This window comes from Paradesertivirga mongoliensis, from assembly GCF_024436395.1.
Classification (GTDB): domain Bacteria; phylum Bacteroidota; class Bacteroidia; order Sphingobacteriales; family Sphingobacteriaceae; genus Paradesertivirga; species Paradesertivirga mongoliensis.
On record NZ_JAFMZO010000004.1, the window covers coordinates 114,691 to 131,198 of the forward strand.

The 16,508-nt window shown below is 42.3% G+C and carries 18 protein-coding genes; 8 read left to right on the top strand and 10 right to left on the bottom strand.

What is annotated here, in order from left to right; translation table 11 throughout:
• Nucleotides 1-91: 91 nt before the first annotated feature.
• Genes folB through J3P43_RS16030 form a run of 3 tightly spaced genes read left to right on the top strand, consistent with a single transcriptional unit; the run spans nt 92 to nt 2,507 of the window.
• Entirely contained in the window at nt 92-457 is a 366-nt protein-coding gene (folB, locus tag J3P43_RS16020) for a dihydroneopterin aldolase (protein ID WP_255904305.1), read from the top strand.
• Entirely contained in the window at nt 458-1,855 is a 1,398-nt protein-coding gene (locus J3P43_RS16025; RefSeq protein WP_255904307.1) for an FAD-binding oxidoreductase, read from the top strand.
• 4 nt (nt 1,856-1,859) lie between these two features.
• Nucleotides 1,860-2,507 carry an MgtC/SapB family protein gene (locus J3P43_RS16030; protein ID WP_255904310.1) on the top strand — a complete coding sequence of 216 codons (648 nt, stop codon included), beginning with the start codon at nt 1,860-1,862 and terminating at the stop codon, nt 2,505-2,507.
• On the opposite strand, the gene J3P43_RS16035 is transcribed toward J3P43_RS16030, so the two are convergent.
• Nucleotides 2,475-2,921: an acyl-CoA thioesterase gene (locus tag J3P43_RS16035; protein ID WP_255904312.1), complete on the bottom strand. Its 447-nt coding sequence runs from the start codon at nt 2,919-2,921 to the stop codon at nt 2,475-2,477. The genes J3P43_RS16030 and J3P43_RS16035 overlap by 33 nt on opposite strands.
• Before the next feature lie 143 nt (nt 2,922-3,064).
• Here J3P43_RS16035 and J3P43_RS16040 point away from each other — a divergent pair, with 143 nt between their 5' ends.
• The 4 genes from J3P43_RS16040 (at nt 3,065) to rpmA (ending at nt 5,833) form a co-directional block, all read left to right on the top strand.
• The gene (locus J3P43_RS16040) at nt 3,065-3,502 is read left to right on the top strand and encodes an Hsp20/alpha crystallin family protein (protein WP_255904314.1); all 438 of its coding nucleotides are present in this window, start codon (nt 3,065-3,067) and stop codon (nt 3,500-3,502) included.
• Between the two features lie 120 nt (nt 3,503-3,622).
• The gene (locus J3P43_RS16045; protein ID WP_255904316.1) at nt 3,623-4,933 is read left to right on the top strand and encodes a nicotinamide mononucleotide adenylyltransferase; all 1,311 of its coding nucleotides are present in this window, start codon (nt 3,623-3,625) and stop codon (nt 4,931-4,933) included.
• Between the two features lie 83 nt (nt 4,934-5,016).
• The gene (rplU, locus tag J3P43_RS16050) at nt 5,017-5,331 is read left to right on the top strand and encodes a 50S ribosomal protein L21 (RefSeq protein ID WP_255904318.1); all 315 of its coding nucleotides are present in this window, start codon (nt 5,017-5,019) and stop codon (nt 5,329-5,331) included.
• A gap of 88 nt (nt 5,332-5,419) precedes the next feature.
• Nucleotides 5,420-5,833: a 50S ribosomal protein L27 gene (gene rpmA / locus J3P43_RS16055; protein ID WP_255904320.1), complete on the top strand. Its 414-nt coding sequence runs from the start codon at nt 5,420-5,422 to the stop codon at nt 5,831-5,833.
• Nucleotides 5,834-6,032: 199 nt separating this feature from the next.
• Here the strand turns inward: rpmA and J3P43_RS16060 are convergent, their stop codons facing one another.
• From J3P43_RS16060 to topA, 6 genes are all read right to left on the bottom strand, one after another.
• Nucleotides 6,033-7,007, bottom strand: coding sequence for a polyprenyl synthetase family protein (locus J3P43_RS16060; RefSeq protein WP_255904322.1), 975 nt, complete (start codon nt 7,005-7,007; stop codon nt 6,033-6,035).
• A gap of 92 nt (nt 7,008-7,099) precedes the next feature.
• The gene (locus tag J3P43_RS19725) at nt 7,100-7,213 is read right to left on the bottom strand and encodes a GxxExxY protein (RefSeq protein ID WP_369414809.1); all 114 of its coding nucleotides are present in this window, start codon (nt 7,211-7,213) and stop codon (nt 7,100-7,102) included.
• Nucleotides 7,214-7,307: 94 nt separating this feature from the next.
• Nucleotides 7,308-9,467, bottom strand: a complete 2,160-nt coding sequence (gene rnr / locus J3P43_RS16065; RefSeq protein WP_255904324.1) for a ribonuclease R — start codon at nt 9,465-9,467, stop codon at nt 7,308-7,310.
• 62 nt (nt 9,468-9,529) lie between these two features.
• Nucleotides 9,530-10,240, bottom strand: a complete 711-nt coding sequence (locus J3P43_RS16070; RefSeq protein WP_255904326.1) for a 3'-5' exonuclease — start codon at nt 10,238-10,240, stop codon at nt 9,530-9,532.
• Nucleotides 10,241-10,500: 260 nt separating this feature from the next.
• Nucleotides 10,501-10,905, bottom strand: coding sequence for a hypothetical protein (locus tag J3P43_RS16075; protein WP_255904328.1), 405 nt, complete (start codon nt 10,903-10,905; stop codon nt 10,501-10,503).
• Between the two features lie 106 nt (nt 10,906-11,011).
• Complete coding sequence (topA, locus tag J3P43_RS16080) at nt 11,012-13,564, bottom strand: type I DNA topoisomerase (protein ID WP_255904330.1); 2,553 nt, start codon at nt 13,562-13,564, stop codon at nt 11,012-11,014.
• Between the two features lie 41 nt (nt 13,565-13,605).
• Here topA and J3P43_RS16085 point away from each other — a divergent pair, with 41 nt between their 5' ends.
• Nucleotides 13,606-13,869: a hypothetical protein gene (locus J3P43_RS16085; protein ID WP_255904332.1), complete on the top strand. Its 264-nt coding sequence runs from the start codon at nt 13,606-13,608 to the stop codon at nt 13,867-13,869.
• A 183-nt stretch (nt 13,870-14,052) separates the two neighbouring features.
• Here J3P43_RS16085 and J3P43_RS16090 read toward each other — a convergent pair whose 3' ends face one another.
• From J3P43_RS16090 to J3P43_RS16100, 3 genes are all read right to left on the bottom strand, one after another.
• Nucleotides 14,053-14,439: a rhodanese-like domain-containing protein gene (locus J3P43_RS16090; protein ID WP_255904334.1), complete on the bottom strand. Its 387-nt coding sequence runs from the start codon at nt 14,437-14,439 to the stop codon at nt 14,053-14,055.
• A gap of 159 nt (nt 14,440-14,598) precedes the next feature.
• On the bottom strand, nt 14,599-15,489 hold the full coding sequence (locus J3P43_RS16095; RefSeq protein ID WP_255904336.1) for a DUF6562 domain-containing protein: 891 nt from the start codon (nt 15,487-15,489) through the stop codon (nt 14,599-14,601).
• A 210-nt stretch (nt 15,490-15,699) separates the two neighbouring features.
• Nucleotides 15,700-16,503, bottom strand: a complete 804-nt coding sequence (locus J3P43_RS16100; protein WP_255904338.1) for a penicillin-binding transpeptidase domain-containing protein — start codon at nt 16,501-16,503, stop codon at nt 15,700-15,702.
• Nucleotides 16,504-16,508: the final 5 nt, after the last annotated feature.

Consider the following 16,508-nt stretch of genomic DNA (forward strand, 5'->3'; position numbering starts at 1 on the left):
AACCACCGCAAAGCTATAGCTTCCTGTTCGGAAAGCAAGCATGTTTATAATTATAACAGCTGTTATTCTGTTAAAAATCTAAATTTGCCTTATGGGAGAAATAAAGCAAAAAGTGGCGCTGGAGGGGATTCGTTTTTTTGCCCATCATGGATTTTATGCCGAAGAACAAAAAGTTGGAAACGAGTTTTTAGTGGATATCGAAACTTTTATGCTGGTAGACGAAAATCTCAATGATGATCTCGATGAAACGATCAACTATGAACGGCTTTTTGAGATTGCATCGAGCGAAATGAAAACACCCAGAAAATTGTTGGAAACAGTAGCCCAGCGAATTTTAAAATCAGTTGTGGCCGAGTTTTCGCAGCTGGAAACGGTCAAAGTAAGTATTCGAAAATTAAATCTACCGGTTAAAGGTGAAGTAAGGAATTCACTGGTGGAACTAACCTATAATAAATAAATGTCTTTCAATAAAATAACCGAAGATCTGTTCGGAAAAATCGAGTCTCTGATTGGAAAAGAAAATATCATTGTTGAGCATGCCGATATGGAGCGCTATAGCAGGGATGAAACAGAAGATCTGCAGTTCTATCCTGAGATTGTAGTTAAGCCTGTTTCAGCTGAGCAAATATCATTGTTGCTGCAACTTTGTAACGAACATAACTTGCCCGTTACGGCCAGGGGTGGAGGTACAGGCTTGTCTGGCGCTGCCCTCCCGGTGCATGGAGGCGTATTAATCTCTCTCGAAAAGCTCGACAAAATTATCGAAATCGATGAACGTAATTTGCAGGCAACGCTGGAATCAGGTGTAATTACTCAGGTTTTTATGGATGCAGTTGCGGAAAAGGGACTGCTGTACCCGGTAGATCCATCAAGTAAAGGCAGTTGTTATATGGGGGGTAATATCGCCCACGGCTCGGGAGGTCCAAGGGTGGTTAAATATGGAACTATTCGCGAATATATATTGAATGTGGAGGTTGTTCTGCCTTCCGGCGAAATCATCTGGACCGGGGCAAATACGTTGAAAAATGCATCAGGCTACAGCTTAACCCAGTTGATGATAGGTTCTGAGGGTACACTTGGTATTATCACCAAAATGGTTGTTAAGCTAATTCCGCGGCCCACGCACGATGTGTTGATGATGGCATCATTTCCAAGTAATGAACAAGCTTGTTCTGCCGTTTCGGCCATTTTTAGAGCGGGTGTAGTTCCGTCTGCACTCGAATTTATGGAGCGGAGAGGAGTGGAGTGGGTAATTGAGTATGATCACATTCAGTTCGACCTAAAAGATGGCGCTGCTGCATTTTTGATGGTAGAGGTAGATGGAAATAACATGGACGTGCTGTTTGCAGAGTGTGAGAAGATAAATGAAGTTCTCGAAATGAATGGTTGCCTCGACGTATTGTTCGCCGATACCTCCGCTCAGAAAGATGATTTATGGCGGATCCGAAGGGTGATGCCGGTTTCTGTTAAATCAAATTCCATTTATAAGGAGGAAGACACGGTGGTTCCAAGGGCAGAGCTACCCCGTTTGATTCACGGGATTAAAGAAATTGGCGGCAAATACGGCTTTGAATCGATTTGTTACGGTCATGCCGGCGATGGAAATCTTCACGTGAATATTATTAAAGGAAGTATGGATGATAATGACTGGACAAATAAATTAAAGGAGGGGATTCGGGAAATATTTGAGTTAACGGTTAGTTTGGGTGGAACTATCTCTGGTGAACATGGAATTGGCTTAGTGCAAAGAGAATTTATGCCGATAAAGTTTTCTAACGTACATTTAGATATCATGCGCGGAATAAAACAGGTTTTCGATCCGAAAGGCATTCTTAACCCAGGAAAAATATTTTAAAATAATGTTTGATTCAGATTTTAATCATATTGATTTAATAAAAATTGCCGTATCGGTGATGTGCGGGAGCGTTATAGGCTTCGAAAGAGAGTATAAAAACAAGTCTGCCGGCCTCCGCACTATGATTTTGATCTGCCTTGGGGCGACGGTTTTTACCATGGTTTCTCAGAAAGCCGGAGAAATGAGCGACGATAGAATCGCGGCTAACATAATCACCGGTATAGGTTTTATCGGGGCCGGTGTGATTTTTAAAGATGGCCTTTCGATTTCCGGTCTCACTACCGCTTCGGTAATATGGGTAACAGCCTCGCTGGGAATGGCTATCGGAATAGGGCATTTTACCATGTCGCTAATACTTACAGGGCTTATAATACTGGTGCTCTCCCTGTTCAGCTGGCTCGAAATGTTAATGGACTTCTTTTATACCCGAAAAGTATTCAATATTACCTTTAAAGATGATTGCATTACGAGCCTTGTCGATCTCGAGGCGCTAATAGCCGGCCATCACTTAAAATATAAGCGTTTAAAACTGACCAAGCACGGCAGTAAAATGCATGCCGTAATGGAGGTTTCGGGCCGGAAGAAGCTTCTTAATAAGTTTAACGAGCAAGTAGTTGAGTTACATTTTGTACAGGATGTTCTCCTCACTTAATGCCTCGAAGGCGATCATCTTTTCACGCTGTACTTCCGGAATGGCTGCCGGCTTTCCTTCTGCAAAATCATAAAAAACGCATACGGTTTTACCGGTGGTACAAACAACTTCGCCCTCAGGCTTTTGGATGGTTAGGACGTATTCCACATCGAAACTGCAATTTCCAATTCGGGCGGTACGTACATAAGCGTAAACTTCATTAACGAACTCAATCGGTTTTATGTAGTTTATCTCAGCTTTACCAATAATGATACCCTGGGTTTTGCTTTCCCACTGAATGATTTTCTTCCAGTATTCAGTATGGGCTATTTCAAAGTAAGTAAGATAAATATCGTTGTTCACGAACCCGAAGGCATTCAAATCGCCAAAACGTACCGGAATATATGTCTTATAATTAAAAAGGTCTAGGTTCATTTTCAGAAAATTTGTCGGTAGATAACCAGTTAAAAGTGTCATTCTGACTTAGTATTAACGATTTTTTTGTCGATATGTTTTTTGGTACAGCAGTTGATTTATTGTCTCCAAAAAAAGAAAAAAAATAAAAGGAGGATTTCAAAATGACACTGGTAAAGTTCTCAAATGGTGCAAAAAGCAATGCTTTGAACCCATTCACTGATGTTTTTGAATCTATGTTTAACGATTCATTTATCTCAGACCGGCTAACAACTAAAGTTCCCGCAGTGAATATCGCTGAAACAGACAACGATTTTCATATCGAGTTAGCCGCTCCGGGGTTGAAAAAAGAAGATTTCAAGATCAATCTTGACAAGTATGTGTTAAGCGTTTCTGTCGAGCGAAAAGCTGAAAACAATCAGGATGAAAAACGCTATAACAAGCGCGAGTATAGCTATTCTTCTTTTGTACGCTCATTTACTTTGCCCGAAACGGCAGATCAGGAAAGAATCGATGCTGAGTATGTGGACGGTATCCTGAGGATTACCGTTGCTAAGAAGGAAGAAGCGAAATCTCTGACTCGCGAAATAGCGATTAAATAAAGTTTTAAGTCATTTGATGACTCTATTGGTATTTAGTTTAGGTTAGGTTGTGAAAGCGCTGTTTGAATAAAACAGCGCTTTTTTTATTGACGCAATTTTCAATTTTGTAAGTTTGGGCTTATGGTTAGAGAAATTCCGGAAACGAAGAGAAAAGCTCTTAAGATAAACCTTGACCCCGCCATTTATGGAACGTTCGCAGAAATTGGCGCAGGTCAGGAAGTGGCCCGAAACTTTTTTACCGCCGGGGCGGCTTCAGGAACTGTTGCTAAAACCATGTCTGCTTATGATATGGTATTCAGTAACTCCATATATGGCGTGGAAGAATCGGGGAGATACGTTAGTAAATCACGGTTGAAGAAAATGCTTTCGCATGAATTTGAGTTACTTACAGAGCGCCTGATCGGAGATAAATATAAGGGACGTAGTTTCTTCGCCTTTGCCAACACCGTAACCACTCTTAATTTTAATAAAACAAATGATCCGCACGGCTGGATGGGAATTCGCTTTCAGGCAAATCCCGAAGCCGAAGCGAATGATATTATTTTCCATGTACGGCTTCTCGATAGTGATGCCACGCTTCAGCAAAATGTGCTTGGAATTATAGGTGTAAACCTGGTTTATGCGGCCTATTTCTACCGGGATGATGTGCAGACGATGATCGAATCGCTGGTAGATAACCTATCCATAGGTTCTGTTGAAATTGACGTAATTAACCTTAGGGGACCGGTTTTTGAAAAAGCCAACGACCGGCTTGTTAACCTTTACCTTATTGCGAAGGGCTTTTCAAGCGCCGCTATTTTCGATAAGTCTGCAAATGCATGCCAATCCAACGATCTGCTGTACAAGAAGAATATCATGATTCTTAGAACAAAGTATAAGCAAAGATCTATCCCTAACTTTGACTTATTTAACCGGGCAGTAGAGCAGTTCAAGCGTTCGCAAAATATAAAGGATAAAAATATTATTGTGATGATTGAGGTGTTGATGTCGAACATGCTGGGCGAGGAAAAGGAACTTAATGCGCAGGATTTAACAGATTTTGCAAAAAAGGCCGAAGAACTATGCGCGACCGGCAATAACGTTATCGTCTCTAACTTTACACGGAACCATAAGCTGGCGCTATATCTTTCGCGCTGTAAACCAAGCAGTGTTGGTATTTCGACGAATATTGCTAACCTTAAACGGATATTCGACTCATCAAGCTTTCCAGAGAATTATACGGATGAATTGCTGGCCTATGTAAGTGATTTATTCAGTAGAAATGTGAAGCTTTACGCGTATCCATATCTCGATAAAAATACTAATCAAATTATTACTACACGGAATATGCCGGTATCCGACGAGGCAAAGCCGCTCTTCGAGTTTTTGATTCGAAACAATTATATCACCGATATTGAGGATTATGATGCTAAGGATGTTAAAACGGTATAATGAGAGTTTAAATTTCTAAATCCAGATTTGCTTTAAAAAATATAATCCCTATATTTGCACCTCATTTAAAAAAATACATAACAATGTACGCAATAGTAAATATAGCCGGGCAGCAATTCAAAGTTGCAAAAGACCAGCACCTTTTTGTACACCGTTTACAAGGAGATGAGGGCGCTAGTATTGAATTTGACAATGTATTGTTAGCTGCTAATGGTAGTGATTTCAAAGTAGGTGCTGATGCACTGAAAGGCGCTAAAGTTTCTGCTAAGATCGTGTCTCATTTAAAAGGTGATAAAGTAATCGTTTTCAAGAAGAAACGTAGAAAAGGTTACAAAAAGAGAAATGGTCACCGCCAGCAGTTCACTAAAATCGAAATCACAGGGATTTCATTAAAGTAAAATTTAAAAGTAAAAAGTCAAAACCTGGCTTGGCGCTTAATTGATTGTTTAAACTAGTCGGTTTTTCCGATTTAAAAGATAAAATACAATGGCACATAAAAAAGGAGCCGGTAGTTCCAGAAACGGTAGAGAGTCGCATAGCAAACGTCTGGGAATCAAAATTTTCGGTGGTCAGTTGGCAATTGCTGGTAACATTATCGTTCGTCAGCGTGGTACTAAACACCATCCTGATAAAAACGTAGGTATTGGTAAAGACCATACTTTATTTGCTTTAACTCATGGAACAGTAGTTTTCAGAAAAAAAGCTGATAATAAATCTTATGTTTCTATTCTTCCTTTAGAACCAGAAGATATCAGAGAAGTCGTTACTCCGATTGTTGCAAAGCCAGTTTTGGAAGACGCTGCACCGGTTGAAGCAGCCCCTAAAGCTAAAGCTCCTAAAAAAGCTAAGGCTACTGAAGCTGCAGACACTGCAGAGGCAGAAGCTGCACCGGCTGAGTAATCAACTCAAAATATTAAAAAGCCCTGTTAATGTTGAATTAACAGGGCTTTTGTGTTTTTAGCTGTCATACCAAGAAGTGTTTCAAGGAATAAAGCATTTGATTCCTGCATACCATCGAAATGATAAGCCGCCTTATAAGCGCATAAGCTCCTCTTCTTCAGGAGAGGGTGCGGAAGCTCAGAGCGCTGGGGGGAGGTTCTTAATTCTCCCGGATCAAAAGCTGTTCTGCAAAGGCCCTCAGCGCTTTTTTCTTCTCAGAATTTGCCGGGATCTTCTCCAGCGACGACAGCGCCTTTTCCGCAAAAGTATTCATCTGATGTTCGGCGAGTTGCCGCACGCCTAAGCGACTATAAATTTCCGTTACGGCATTTACCTTCACTTCCGGATCTGTATTTTCCTCATTTAACCAATGGTTGAGCTCTTCTTTGTCTAAATCTTCGGCCAGTTCTAATGCTTTTATCAAAAGAAATGTCTTTTTGTTAGCGATAATATCACCGCCTACCTGTTTGCCGAATTTTTCAGGGTCGCCGTAAACATCCAGAATGTCATCCTGAAGCTGGAAAGCCAATCCCAGGTTTTCTCCGAATTGATAAATGGCGTTGGCGTGTTCTTGTTCGGCTTTACCAATAACTGCACCGATCTTCATACTTCCAGCAAGAAGCACCGCGGTTTTAAGGCGGATCATCTCTAAGTACTCGTTAATGCTGACCTCCTGAAGCGTCTCAAAGTTCATATCGGTTTGTTGTCCCTCACACACACCGGTAGCCACTTCCGAAAAGATATTCAATACTTCGCGGAGAATTGAATCATCAACACTCATCATCAGCTGATAGGCCTGTACCAGCATTACATCTCCGGATAAGATAGCGATACAGTCATTCCACTTCTCATGAACCGTTGGATTACCACGCCGAAGCGGAGCTTTATCCATAATATCATCATGTACTAACGTGAAATTATGGAACACTTCAATGCCCATTGCAGGTTGCAGGGCTTTCATAATGCTGCCTTCGAACAGGTCGCAGGCCATAAGCAGCAGAGCCGGACGCATACGTTTTCCGCCAAGGGCCATAATGTAACGGATAGGCTCGTATAGCTCTGCAGGTTTGCCCGGGTATTGCTTCTCGGCGATCTCTTTATTGATTAAATCTTGTAGTTGGGAGATGTTGTACATGTGTTATTAGATAATAGCGAAAAGACGCAAAGGTAATTTTTTGCCACCAAGGCTCAAAGGCACTAGCTATTTGCGTCAATGACAGCTTTTATTTAACTATTAATGAAACGTTTAATACGCTGTTTTATCAATGGAACATTGAAGTTGATTAAAAATCCAATACCTTTTTTGGAAAGCTTCAAATGGCTTATAATCTGAGCCCCCACACAGGATTAACAAGGTCAACCGCTTTAAGTTCGCAGATGATATTATCTTCCACCAAAAAGTTAACCTGGTGCCTTTGAGCCTCTGGCTATATTCCTAAAATCCCCAATCCTTATCCTGTTTATTTTCCTGCACCAGCGTAAAATCTATCTGTCGCTTCGCCAGATCCACCTTTTTAACAAGGATCTTCACTTCGTCGCCAAGCTGATATTTTTTCTTCTTCCGCTGGCCGATGATACAATAGTTTTTCTCATCCCACACATAAAAATCATCAGCAATATCACGCAGGCGGATCATGCCTTCGCATTTATTTTCGATGATTTCCACGTACATACCCCATTCGGTTACGCCAGAAATTAGTCCGTCATATTCCCGTCCAATGTTATCTTCCAGATATTCGGCTTGTTTATACTTAATAGAGGCGCGCTCCGCATCGGCTGCTTTCTTCTCCATTTGGGAAGCATGAATAGATTTTTTCTCATATTCTTCTTCTCCAACAGATTTCCCTCCGGCCAGATAATGCTCAAGCAGGCGGTGTACCATTACATCCGGATAACGACGAATAGGAGAGGTGAAATGCGTGTAAAAATCGAACGCCAAACCATAATGACTGGTTTTCTTAGTGGTGTAAATAGCTTTCGCCATAGAACGTATGGCGAGTTGTGTCAGCACATTTTGTTCTTTTTTCCCTTCGACATCCTCCATCAGATGGTTAAGTGATCTGGCGATTTCTTTGTCGTTTTTAGTATTAATTTTATACCCAAACCGAATCGCAAAATTGGCGAAATTGAGAAGCGCGTCTTCTTTAGGCGAGTCGTGAGCCCGATAAACGAACGTGTATTTCTGCTTACCTTTGCCTTTTTTTGCCATAAACTCCGCCACTTTTCGGTTAGCTAATAGCATATAGTCTTCAATAAGCTTATGCGCGTCTTTACGTTCCTTTACGTAAACCCCGACTGGTTTTCCGGCATCATCCAATTTGAATTTAACTTCGGTAGATTCAAAACTGATGGCACCTTCTTTAAATTTCTTTTCGCGAAGCTTGTAAGCCAGTTCGTTAAGGATTTTCATTTCTTCGAAAAGTTCGGTCGATTCCCCTTCGATGATTTCCTGGGCTTCTTCGTACGAAAAGCGCCGGTCGGAATGAATAACCGTTTTTCCAAACCACTGATTCACCACATTGGCGTTTGAATCCAGTTCAAAAACAGCTGCGAAGCAAAGCTTATCTTCTTTTGGTCTTAACGAGCAAAGTCCGTTTGAAAGCTTTTCTGGTAGCATCGGAATAACCCTGTCTACGAGATATACGGATGTTCCCCTGTTGAAAGCCTCTTTGTCCAGTGCTGAATCAGGAATTATATAATGAGATACGTCCGCGATGTGAACGCCTATTTCGTAATTGCCGTTTTCTAACTTCTGAAAAGAAATAGCGTCGTCAAAATCTTTGGCATCAAACGGGTCGATGGTGAAGGTCAGGATGTCTCTGAAATCCCGGCGTTTGCTGATTTCCTCCTCGGTAATGATCTCCGAGATTTCCTCAGCATCTTTTTCAACTTCTTCAGGAAACTGTAACGGAAAGCCATATTCCGCAAGAATGGCATTCATTTCTGTATTGTGCTCTCCCTGCTTTCCAAGCACCCTGGTAATTACGCCAATAGGGTTTTTGGCATCTTCCGGCCATTCGGTGATTTTGGCGATCGCCTTCTCACCTTGTGTCGCGCCGTTTAGATCGGATAAGGGAATAAAAATATCATGAACCATCTTCCGGTCGTCGGGGATGAAAAAAGCAAAGCGTTCGGATACCTTAACAATACCGGTGAACTCCATTTTCGCTCGTTCCAGTATCTCTACAACTTCACCTTCTTTGCGTTTTCCGTTGCTTTTGGCATATACATACACCTTCACCTTGTCGTTATGCAGCGCGGTCTTAAGCTTTCTGGGGGCTACATAAATGTCTTTTTCGAACTCGTCATCAGGAATGATAAAGCCCGACCCATCCGTTGTGATTGCTACAGTGCCTGTTAAGAAAGTTTTTAATTCTTTAAGCTGGTATTTTCCTTTCTCGATCTTCTTGAAGGTGCCTTTGAAACTCTCATCCTCGAGAACTTCCATAATGATTTGCCTTGACTCAGCGTCATGCAGGTTAAGTTTAGCAGAGATTTGCTTGTAGTTAAGGGGCTTATTTCCCTCTTTTTCAACAAGATCTTTGATGAGCTGGGTAAATACCAGTTTTATATGATTTGATTTCTTTTTCGCCATTAGCAGAGTGTTCCTTTTTGAATTGTAAGTATAACAGAAATCTGCCGGAATTGCTTGCTGTATTAATCAACAATTAAAATTTGCTCTTCTTCAATTAAAGAACGGCTCTTGAATTTTAGAATTAATTGCGCCGTAGTGATTACATCTTTCTGGCAATAGGTTTTGATCCGGTTCAGATCTCTTTCCTGCCAGTACACCCTGTGTACATCGCTTCCGCTGATATCATCCTTAGGTGTAGGGATATTGAAGATGGCGGCTAAGAGATTTAAAGATGTGTAGTTTTTATAATCTCCAAACTTCCATAAATCCATCGTGTCCAGATGGTTGATCTCCCATGGCTTTTTTCCGCTGATGCGTAGTTGAGAAGGGATGCAAAGTTCATTTATCAATGTACGCCTGCAGATATAGGGAAAATCGAACTCTTTACCATTGTGTGCACAGAGGGTTAACGAAGAGGGTTGTTTGTTCAGAAGCGTGATGAAATCTGCCAATATTTTACATTCGTCATCGCTGGCGAACGATTTAACCCGAAGCCCCAACTCGTCATTCTCCTTAGTGAAAATACCAACCGAGATGCAAACGATTTTTCCGAACTCTGCCCAGATTCCTGCCCGGGGATAATATTCTTCTGCGGATTCTTCCTTACGCTGATTCTGGGTTTTTAGGTCCCATAATTCCTTAAAGTTTTCGGGTACTTCCCGGTAGGAAGGATACTGTGGAGCGGTCTCGATATCGAGCACAAGCAGTTGTGAAAGGTCAATGTTTTCGAGCATGTTAGATGTTTTCTTTCCCAATTATAGTAAATGATTGGGAAAGTCGGAAAGGGATGTACCGGGGCATAGATTTCTTCCGGCAAGTAGTAGAAAGTTTGTGGGCGATGAACGAACCTACGGGATTTGCTCGGGTTTTATTAGCGAATACCATTTGTCAGGCTATTTGCATGCAAACTCACGGAATTTAATAGCGATTTCACTAGACGAAGTGCTTCGCAACTTTAGATCGTGGGCTCTCAACAATGTCTTTCGAGGGATGTTTATCCTATCATCACCCCAACCTTATTCAGAACCGGTATCCGGATGAAATTTGACTCAAGAATGCTTTCCGGCAAAAAGATAAATTTCTTGTCGTAGATGTTTCCGCCAATATAATAACTGAGCCAATACTCATTCGTTAGTCCGAATACCTGCTCGTCTATAGCCTCGATTTTAGCGTAGTCTTTAGCTCCCACATTGCCTATTGAATGGCGCAGGATGGACGTTTTTACTTCTTCGCCGTCTTTAGTGCCGTATCCTTTAGAACTAACCAGAACGGTTTCTATCGGCTCATCCTTAAGGTTAACCAGGTATACGTTCCAGCTTTTGCTTTCGGGGGTGGCGTTTTCCAGAACTACTGCTACTGCGATATCTTCAACTCTGTTTTCGGGAAGGTCTTTCTTCATGTTATTGCAATGGTGTCGTTGAGTATGGGAACAATCTCTAATTTATGTTAAGATTTCTCCTTTCGTCGAAATGACAAAGCGCCCAAAGAATGCTACGCTATAAACTTTACTTCTTTTTAACCGCCGCCTTTTTTGTTTTGTTTTTCCCTTTTGGTTCAAAAGCATCAGGAATTTGTTCGGTGATGAGCTTTTTTACTTCATCAAGCGGCAGCACCGCCAGCTCTTCAGGCGTAAACTTCTGATTGGTAGCAGGGTTCTTACCCAGCTTCAGCATTTGCTTGCCAAAACGAATAAAGGGCCCCCATCTGCCGTTTTCAATCGCTATCTTTTCGGTTTCCCATTGCTGGATAAATCGTCCGGCTTCTTTTTCCAGCTTTTTATCAATAAGTTCTTCAATCTCAGCCTGATTCAGGTTGTCGAAATTATAGCGTGCAGGAACATTGATGAACAGATCATTCCATTTAATAAATGGTCCAAAGCGTCCTTTTCCTTTCGTTACCGGATGGCCTTTGTACTCTGCTACCGGAGCATCTACTTCTATTTTTTGTTTGATTATTTCTACAGCACGCTCCTGAGTAACAGAGAGCGGGTCTTCGTTTTTAGGCAGAGAAATAAACGCTTCACCCCATTTTACATATGGGCCGAAGCGCCCTACGCCAATAATAACTTCTTTATCCTCATAATCGGCAAGTTTCATCGGAAGCTTAAACAATTCAAGTGCTTCTTCAAGAGTGATAGATGAGATCGACTGCGCCTTTAACAAGCTTGCATAACGGGGTTTCTCTTCATTATCCACTTCGCCAATCTGCACAAGCGGGCCAAATTTGCCTACTTTAGTATAAACGTTCTTTCCGCTGGCCGGATCCACACCCAGTAAACGTTCACCACTGGCTCTGTCGGCCGTTTGTATGGTGTTTTCAACCTCGGTGTGAAACGGACTGTAAAATGATTTGATCATTTCCGTCCATTCGGTTAAGCCCTGTGCAATTTCATCAAACTGCTTTTCTACCGTAGCGGTGAAATGAAAGTCGACAATGCCTTTAAAATGTTGTACCAGGAAGTCGTTTACTACTGCACCGATATCGGTAGGGAAGAGCTTAGATTTCTCCGCGCCTGTTATTTCAGTTTTAGTTTCTTTTTTTAAGTTACCATTTGCTAGTGTGAACACGCAAAAGCTTCTGGATTTCCCATCTCTGTCTTCTTTTACCACATATCCGCGGTTTTGAACGGTCGAGATTGTCGGCGCATAGGTAGACGGACGTCCGATGCCCAACTCCTCAAGTTTTTTTACCAGACTCGCTTCGGTATATCGCGCAGGTGGCCGGCTGAAACGCTCTGTGGCTTTTATTTCCTGGGCTTGCAGCGATTGTCCCTTACTCAGTGGCGGAAGAATAGCATTGTCAGTTTCCTCTCCATCCAGGTGAACCTCTGTCTCTTCATCCGTAGACTCCATATAAACCTTCAGGAAGCCATCAAACTTCATTACCTCACCGTTGGCTACAAAATTCTCTTTTCGTGTGGAGATGCCAATTTTTGCAGTTGTTTTTTCGAACTGAGCTTCGCTCATCTGCGACGCGATGGCCCGTTTCCAGATCAAATCATATAAACGAACTTCAGATGCATCGCCGCTGATGGTGTGCTGCTCAAAATACGTCGGCCTGATGGCCTCGTGGGCTTCCTGAGCGCCGGCAGATTTCGTTTTAAACTTCCTCTGCTCAAAATATCGTGCACCATAAGCCGAATTTATTTCGGCGGCAGCCGCATTTAATGCCGTCTCAGACAAGTTTACCGAATCGGTACGCATATAGGTGATCTTTCCCGATTCGTATAGTTTCTGTGCCACTGTCATCGTTCTCGAAACCGAGAAACCTAATTTTCTGCTGGCTTCCTGCTGCAAGGTAGATGTTGTAAAAGGAGGAGCAGGGCTGCGTTTCGTCGGTCGCGTTTCTAAACTGTTAATGGTATAGGATGCGGAAATACAATCCTCCAGAAATTTGGTTGCTTCTGCTTCGGTATCATATCTTTCAGGCAGTTCTGCTCTGAATAATTCTTTTGCTTTTCCTGTCGAAAAAATGGCTACGATCTTATAAGCTGCTGTGGGCTTAAAAACATTGATTTCACGCTCACGGTCAACGATAAGTCGCACTGCAACAGATTGTACACGCCCCGCAGATAAAGAAGGTTTTACCTTTTTCCATAAAACAGGAGAAAGCTCAAAACCCACCAATCGGTCGAGTACACGCCGTGCCTGTTGGGCATGTACCAGGTTGTAATCTATTTTTCTGGGGCTTTCTATTGCTTTTAAAATGGCAGGCTTAGTGATCTCGTGGAAAACAATTCGTTTTGTTTTGTCTTCTTTAAGGCCCAGCGTCTCAAACAGATGCCATGAAATAGCTTCTCCTTCGCGGTCCTCATCCGATGCAAGCCATACCGTTTCGGCCTCCTTTGCTAGTTTTTTAAGTTCTGCTACCACGGCTTTTTTATCTGCCGGAACCTCATACTTTTGGTCGAAGTTATTGTTTATATCTATCGCATCATCGGTTTTTACCAGATCACGAATGTGGCCATAGCTCGATTTTACAAGGAAATCTTTGCCTAAATACCCCTCTATTGTCTTTGCTTTTGCCGGTGATTCAACTATGAGTAGATTTTTTGCCATTCAAGAAGCTTTTTTTGCAAATAAAGACATTAAAAGAAGGAATGCAAAATCATTTCAGTAACATGGTGGTAAAGAGTAAGTTAATCAAAGTTCTAAATCTGGCTGTGGAAGGGCCTTATCGGAGGGGGAATAAATTAAGACGGTTTAAGGGATTTGAAAATGCCCCGTTTGCTGCTATTCTCAAGGCTTCTGCGTTACACTCATACTGCGCGGCCATTGTGCGGGGCTATCCCGGGCCCATGGGGACTCCTTCTGAGTATTCACTCGCGCTCGCCGGGATTTGCAATCCCGACGCCCTGGCATAGATAGTAGTATCTGTTTATATACCGGACGGGTAAATACGCAACCATTCAATTACGTGAGGCAGTAACGCTGCTAATCCTGTTTTATGCCATGGCTTGCAAGTCTGGAATTATTGTGTCCAGATTACATATTGGGACTAACTTCTGCGGCAAAGGAGATTACGGCGATCATTTCCCCAATCACCATCATCCTTCAATAACCGGCTTTCCAGATTGCTTCCACGCATTTATACCTCCGTCCATATGAGCTACATTTTCATATCCCATCTGTTTCAGGGTAGCAGCAGCAAGTGCCGAACGTCCGCCGGAGGCGCAGTGTAAAATGAGTCGCTTATTTTTATCGAACTCTTGTTTATGGTAGGGAAGCGTAGAATCTGCATAAAACTCGAGCATACCCCGGGGCGCATGCACCGAGCCTGCAATACGGCCATTTTGCTTCAACTCTTCGCTTTCGCGAATGTCAATCAAGGTAATATCGTTGTTTGATAGCTCTTCATCTACTTCTTCAGGAGATAGGTTTTCGATTGATTGCTTTGCGTCTTTAACTAAGTCGCTTGCTGTTTTGTGTTCCATAATAGATATATATGGTTTGTGAATTCTGGATTTCAATTAAGATAAATCTATTCGCTCCACTCGCTCGCCGGGATTTGCAATCCCGACGCCCTAATGAGGATTCGCAATCCGATTTTCAACGAGCAGCACGGCGAAAATGTATCACCATCGCCAGAAGCTTTAAAACGACACTATATTTCCCGGTGCAGCCCAATACGGGTTGACCGTTATACTGAATGATGTGGTAGAACTGAATAGCTTACCGCTTAACAGCGTTTTTCGGTTTCTCTGCACACTTACGTTATTAACCGTCTTTTCTGCTATCAGTATATTTTGGCTGTCGAACGCTTTGATTTTAAAAGTCATTCCTGATGATTGATTAAAGATATACATCAGGAACTTTCTGTTCATCTGACCTTTATCTGCACTGGTAAGCACGAATTCTTTAGACGAAAAGGTATTGTCGGCTCCCGTGTATTGTCCCGCCGAGAACACCCAACCGGATGAATCATCAGGAGTTTCAATAACGATTTTGGAAGCGTTCGTTGGGATCGCATCCTCAATGTTGACTTCAACGGCGCCTGTCCAGCGGGTTAACCTCACACTCTCAGTTTTTGCTTCTGTGCCAACTGTAAAAGAAAATTGATTGGTGATGAATATATCGTCCATCCCGGGCTGCATCGATAGCGAGGAATATCGGGTGATGCCGTTAAAATTTGTTGGTAGTCTCGAGGCTACGAAAACCGCAATATACGGACCCGGAGTCAGGCTTGCAGAGAGCGTTCCGAAAGTCGCCGAAGCAGATGTCTGTTCCAGATAAACCGGTGCTGCTGATCCATTGCTGGAAAAAATATAAGCATACAAATAATCAGCATGGTTTCGCAACGTGTCTCCCAGGGCAGATATGGATGCTGTTGATTTGTTAATTGCAGCATCAGACTGGGAGAAATCTGAGACGGCAAACGTTACTTCGGTTAATTGGGAGGTATCCGCAGGGCTTGGATCGTCTTTTTTTTGACAAGCAAAGAGGATGCTGCACGATAGAGCTAGCGCCGGTAAAAGATTTTTCATAGGTAAAGAAGTAGGGTTAAATAGATAAGAATAGAAGAGAAGTTGAGAGAGAATGTTTGAGAAAAATGAAATTAAATTGCCGCAATAAAACTTGGGCAAAATTGCAGGGAATTTGCCACTGAAGATGATTTTTTCGAATTAGAAGCTTGTATAAAAAAGCCGGGTTGCTCTCTTAAGTCCTGTTGATGTTACCTTATTCAGAAGATACGGTCAATTAATAATCCCAAGCTCTCTCAGGATATTTTTAGTGATATCCTTTCTGCACTGCCCGAAACTTGAATTGGCTAATTTTCTATCTTTTGTCAGCCTGGTAGCAAAGAAATAGGCATTCCCTTTACGCTCGACGTACCCAACCCACCAGCCAACATCCTTTCCACTTTGGCGGCTCCAGCCCGTTTTGCTCCGAATAGAATAGTTGGGGTGCACTTCTGAGATCATTACCTTCTTTACGATAGATATAGTTCGCCCGGAGAACGGGAGCTTACCTTCATACATCCGCCGTAGAAACTCAATCTGGTTGACCGGGGAAATCTCAAACGCTCCAAAATTCCAGAAATCGATTCCTTCTTCAGATAAATTACCGTTTCCGTAAGCGGATAAGTTGAGATAATGCTGATAGCGCTCTCTGCCGATCTTTTTGGCTAACTCGGTAAATACCCATACCGCCGAAATTTCAAACGCCTGCTTTACCGTCATATCTTTATAAACCTCGGCCCGGTCTCCGTATATCGCTGTATCTTTCTGTCCGGTCCATTTGAATAGCTCATTTTCATCTTTTATCACGCCTGTTTCGAGCGCAATAAGCAGGTTGATTATTTTGAAGGTCGAAGCGGGGAGTGTTGTAATTTTAGCATCTGCAGAATCACTGAAGATCCACTCTCGATTCTGATGATTATAAATAGTGATGCTGCCTTTCAAGTTACATTTTTTGAATGCCGCGTGAAAATCTGCTTGTTGTGAAAAGGAAGAAAGCGAATAAAAAATGAGAATCCCCAATAGAAGTAAATTTCGCATCAGGA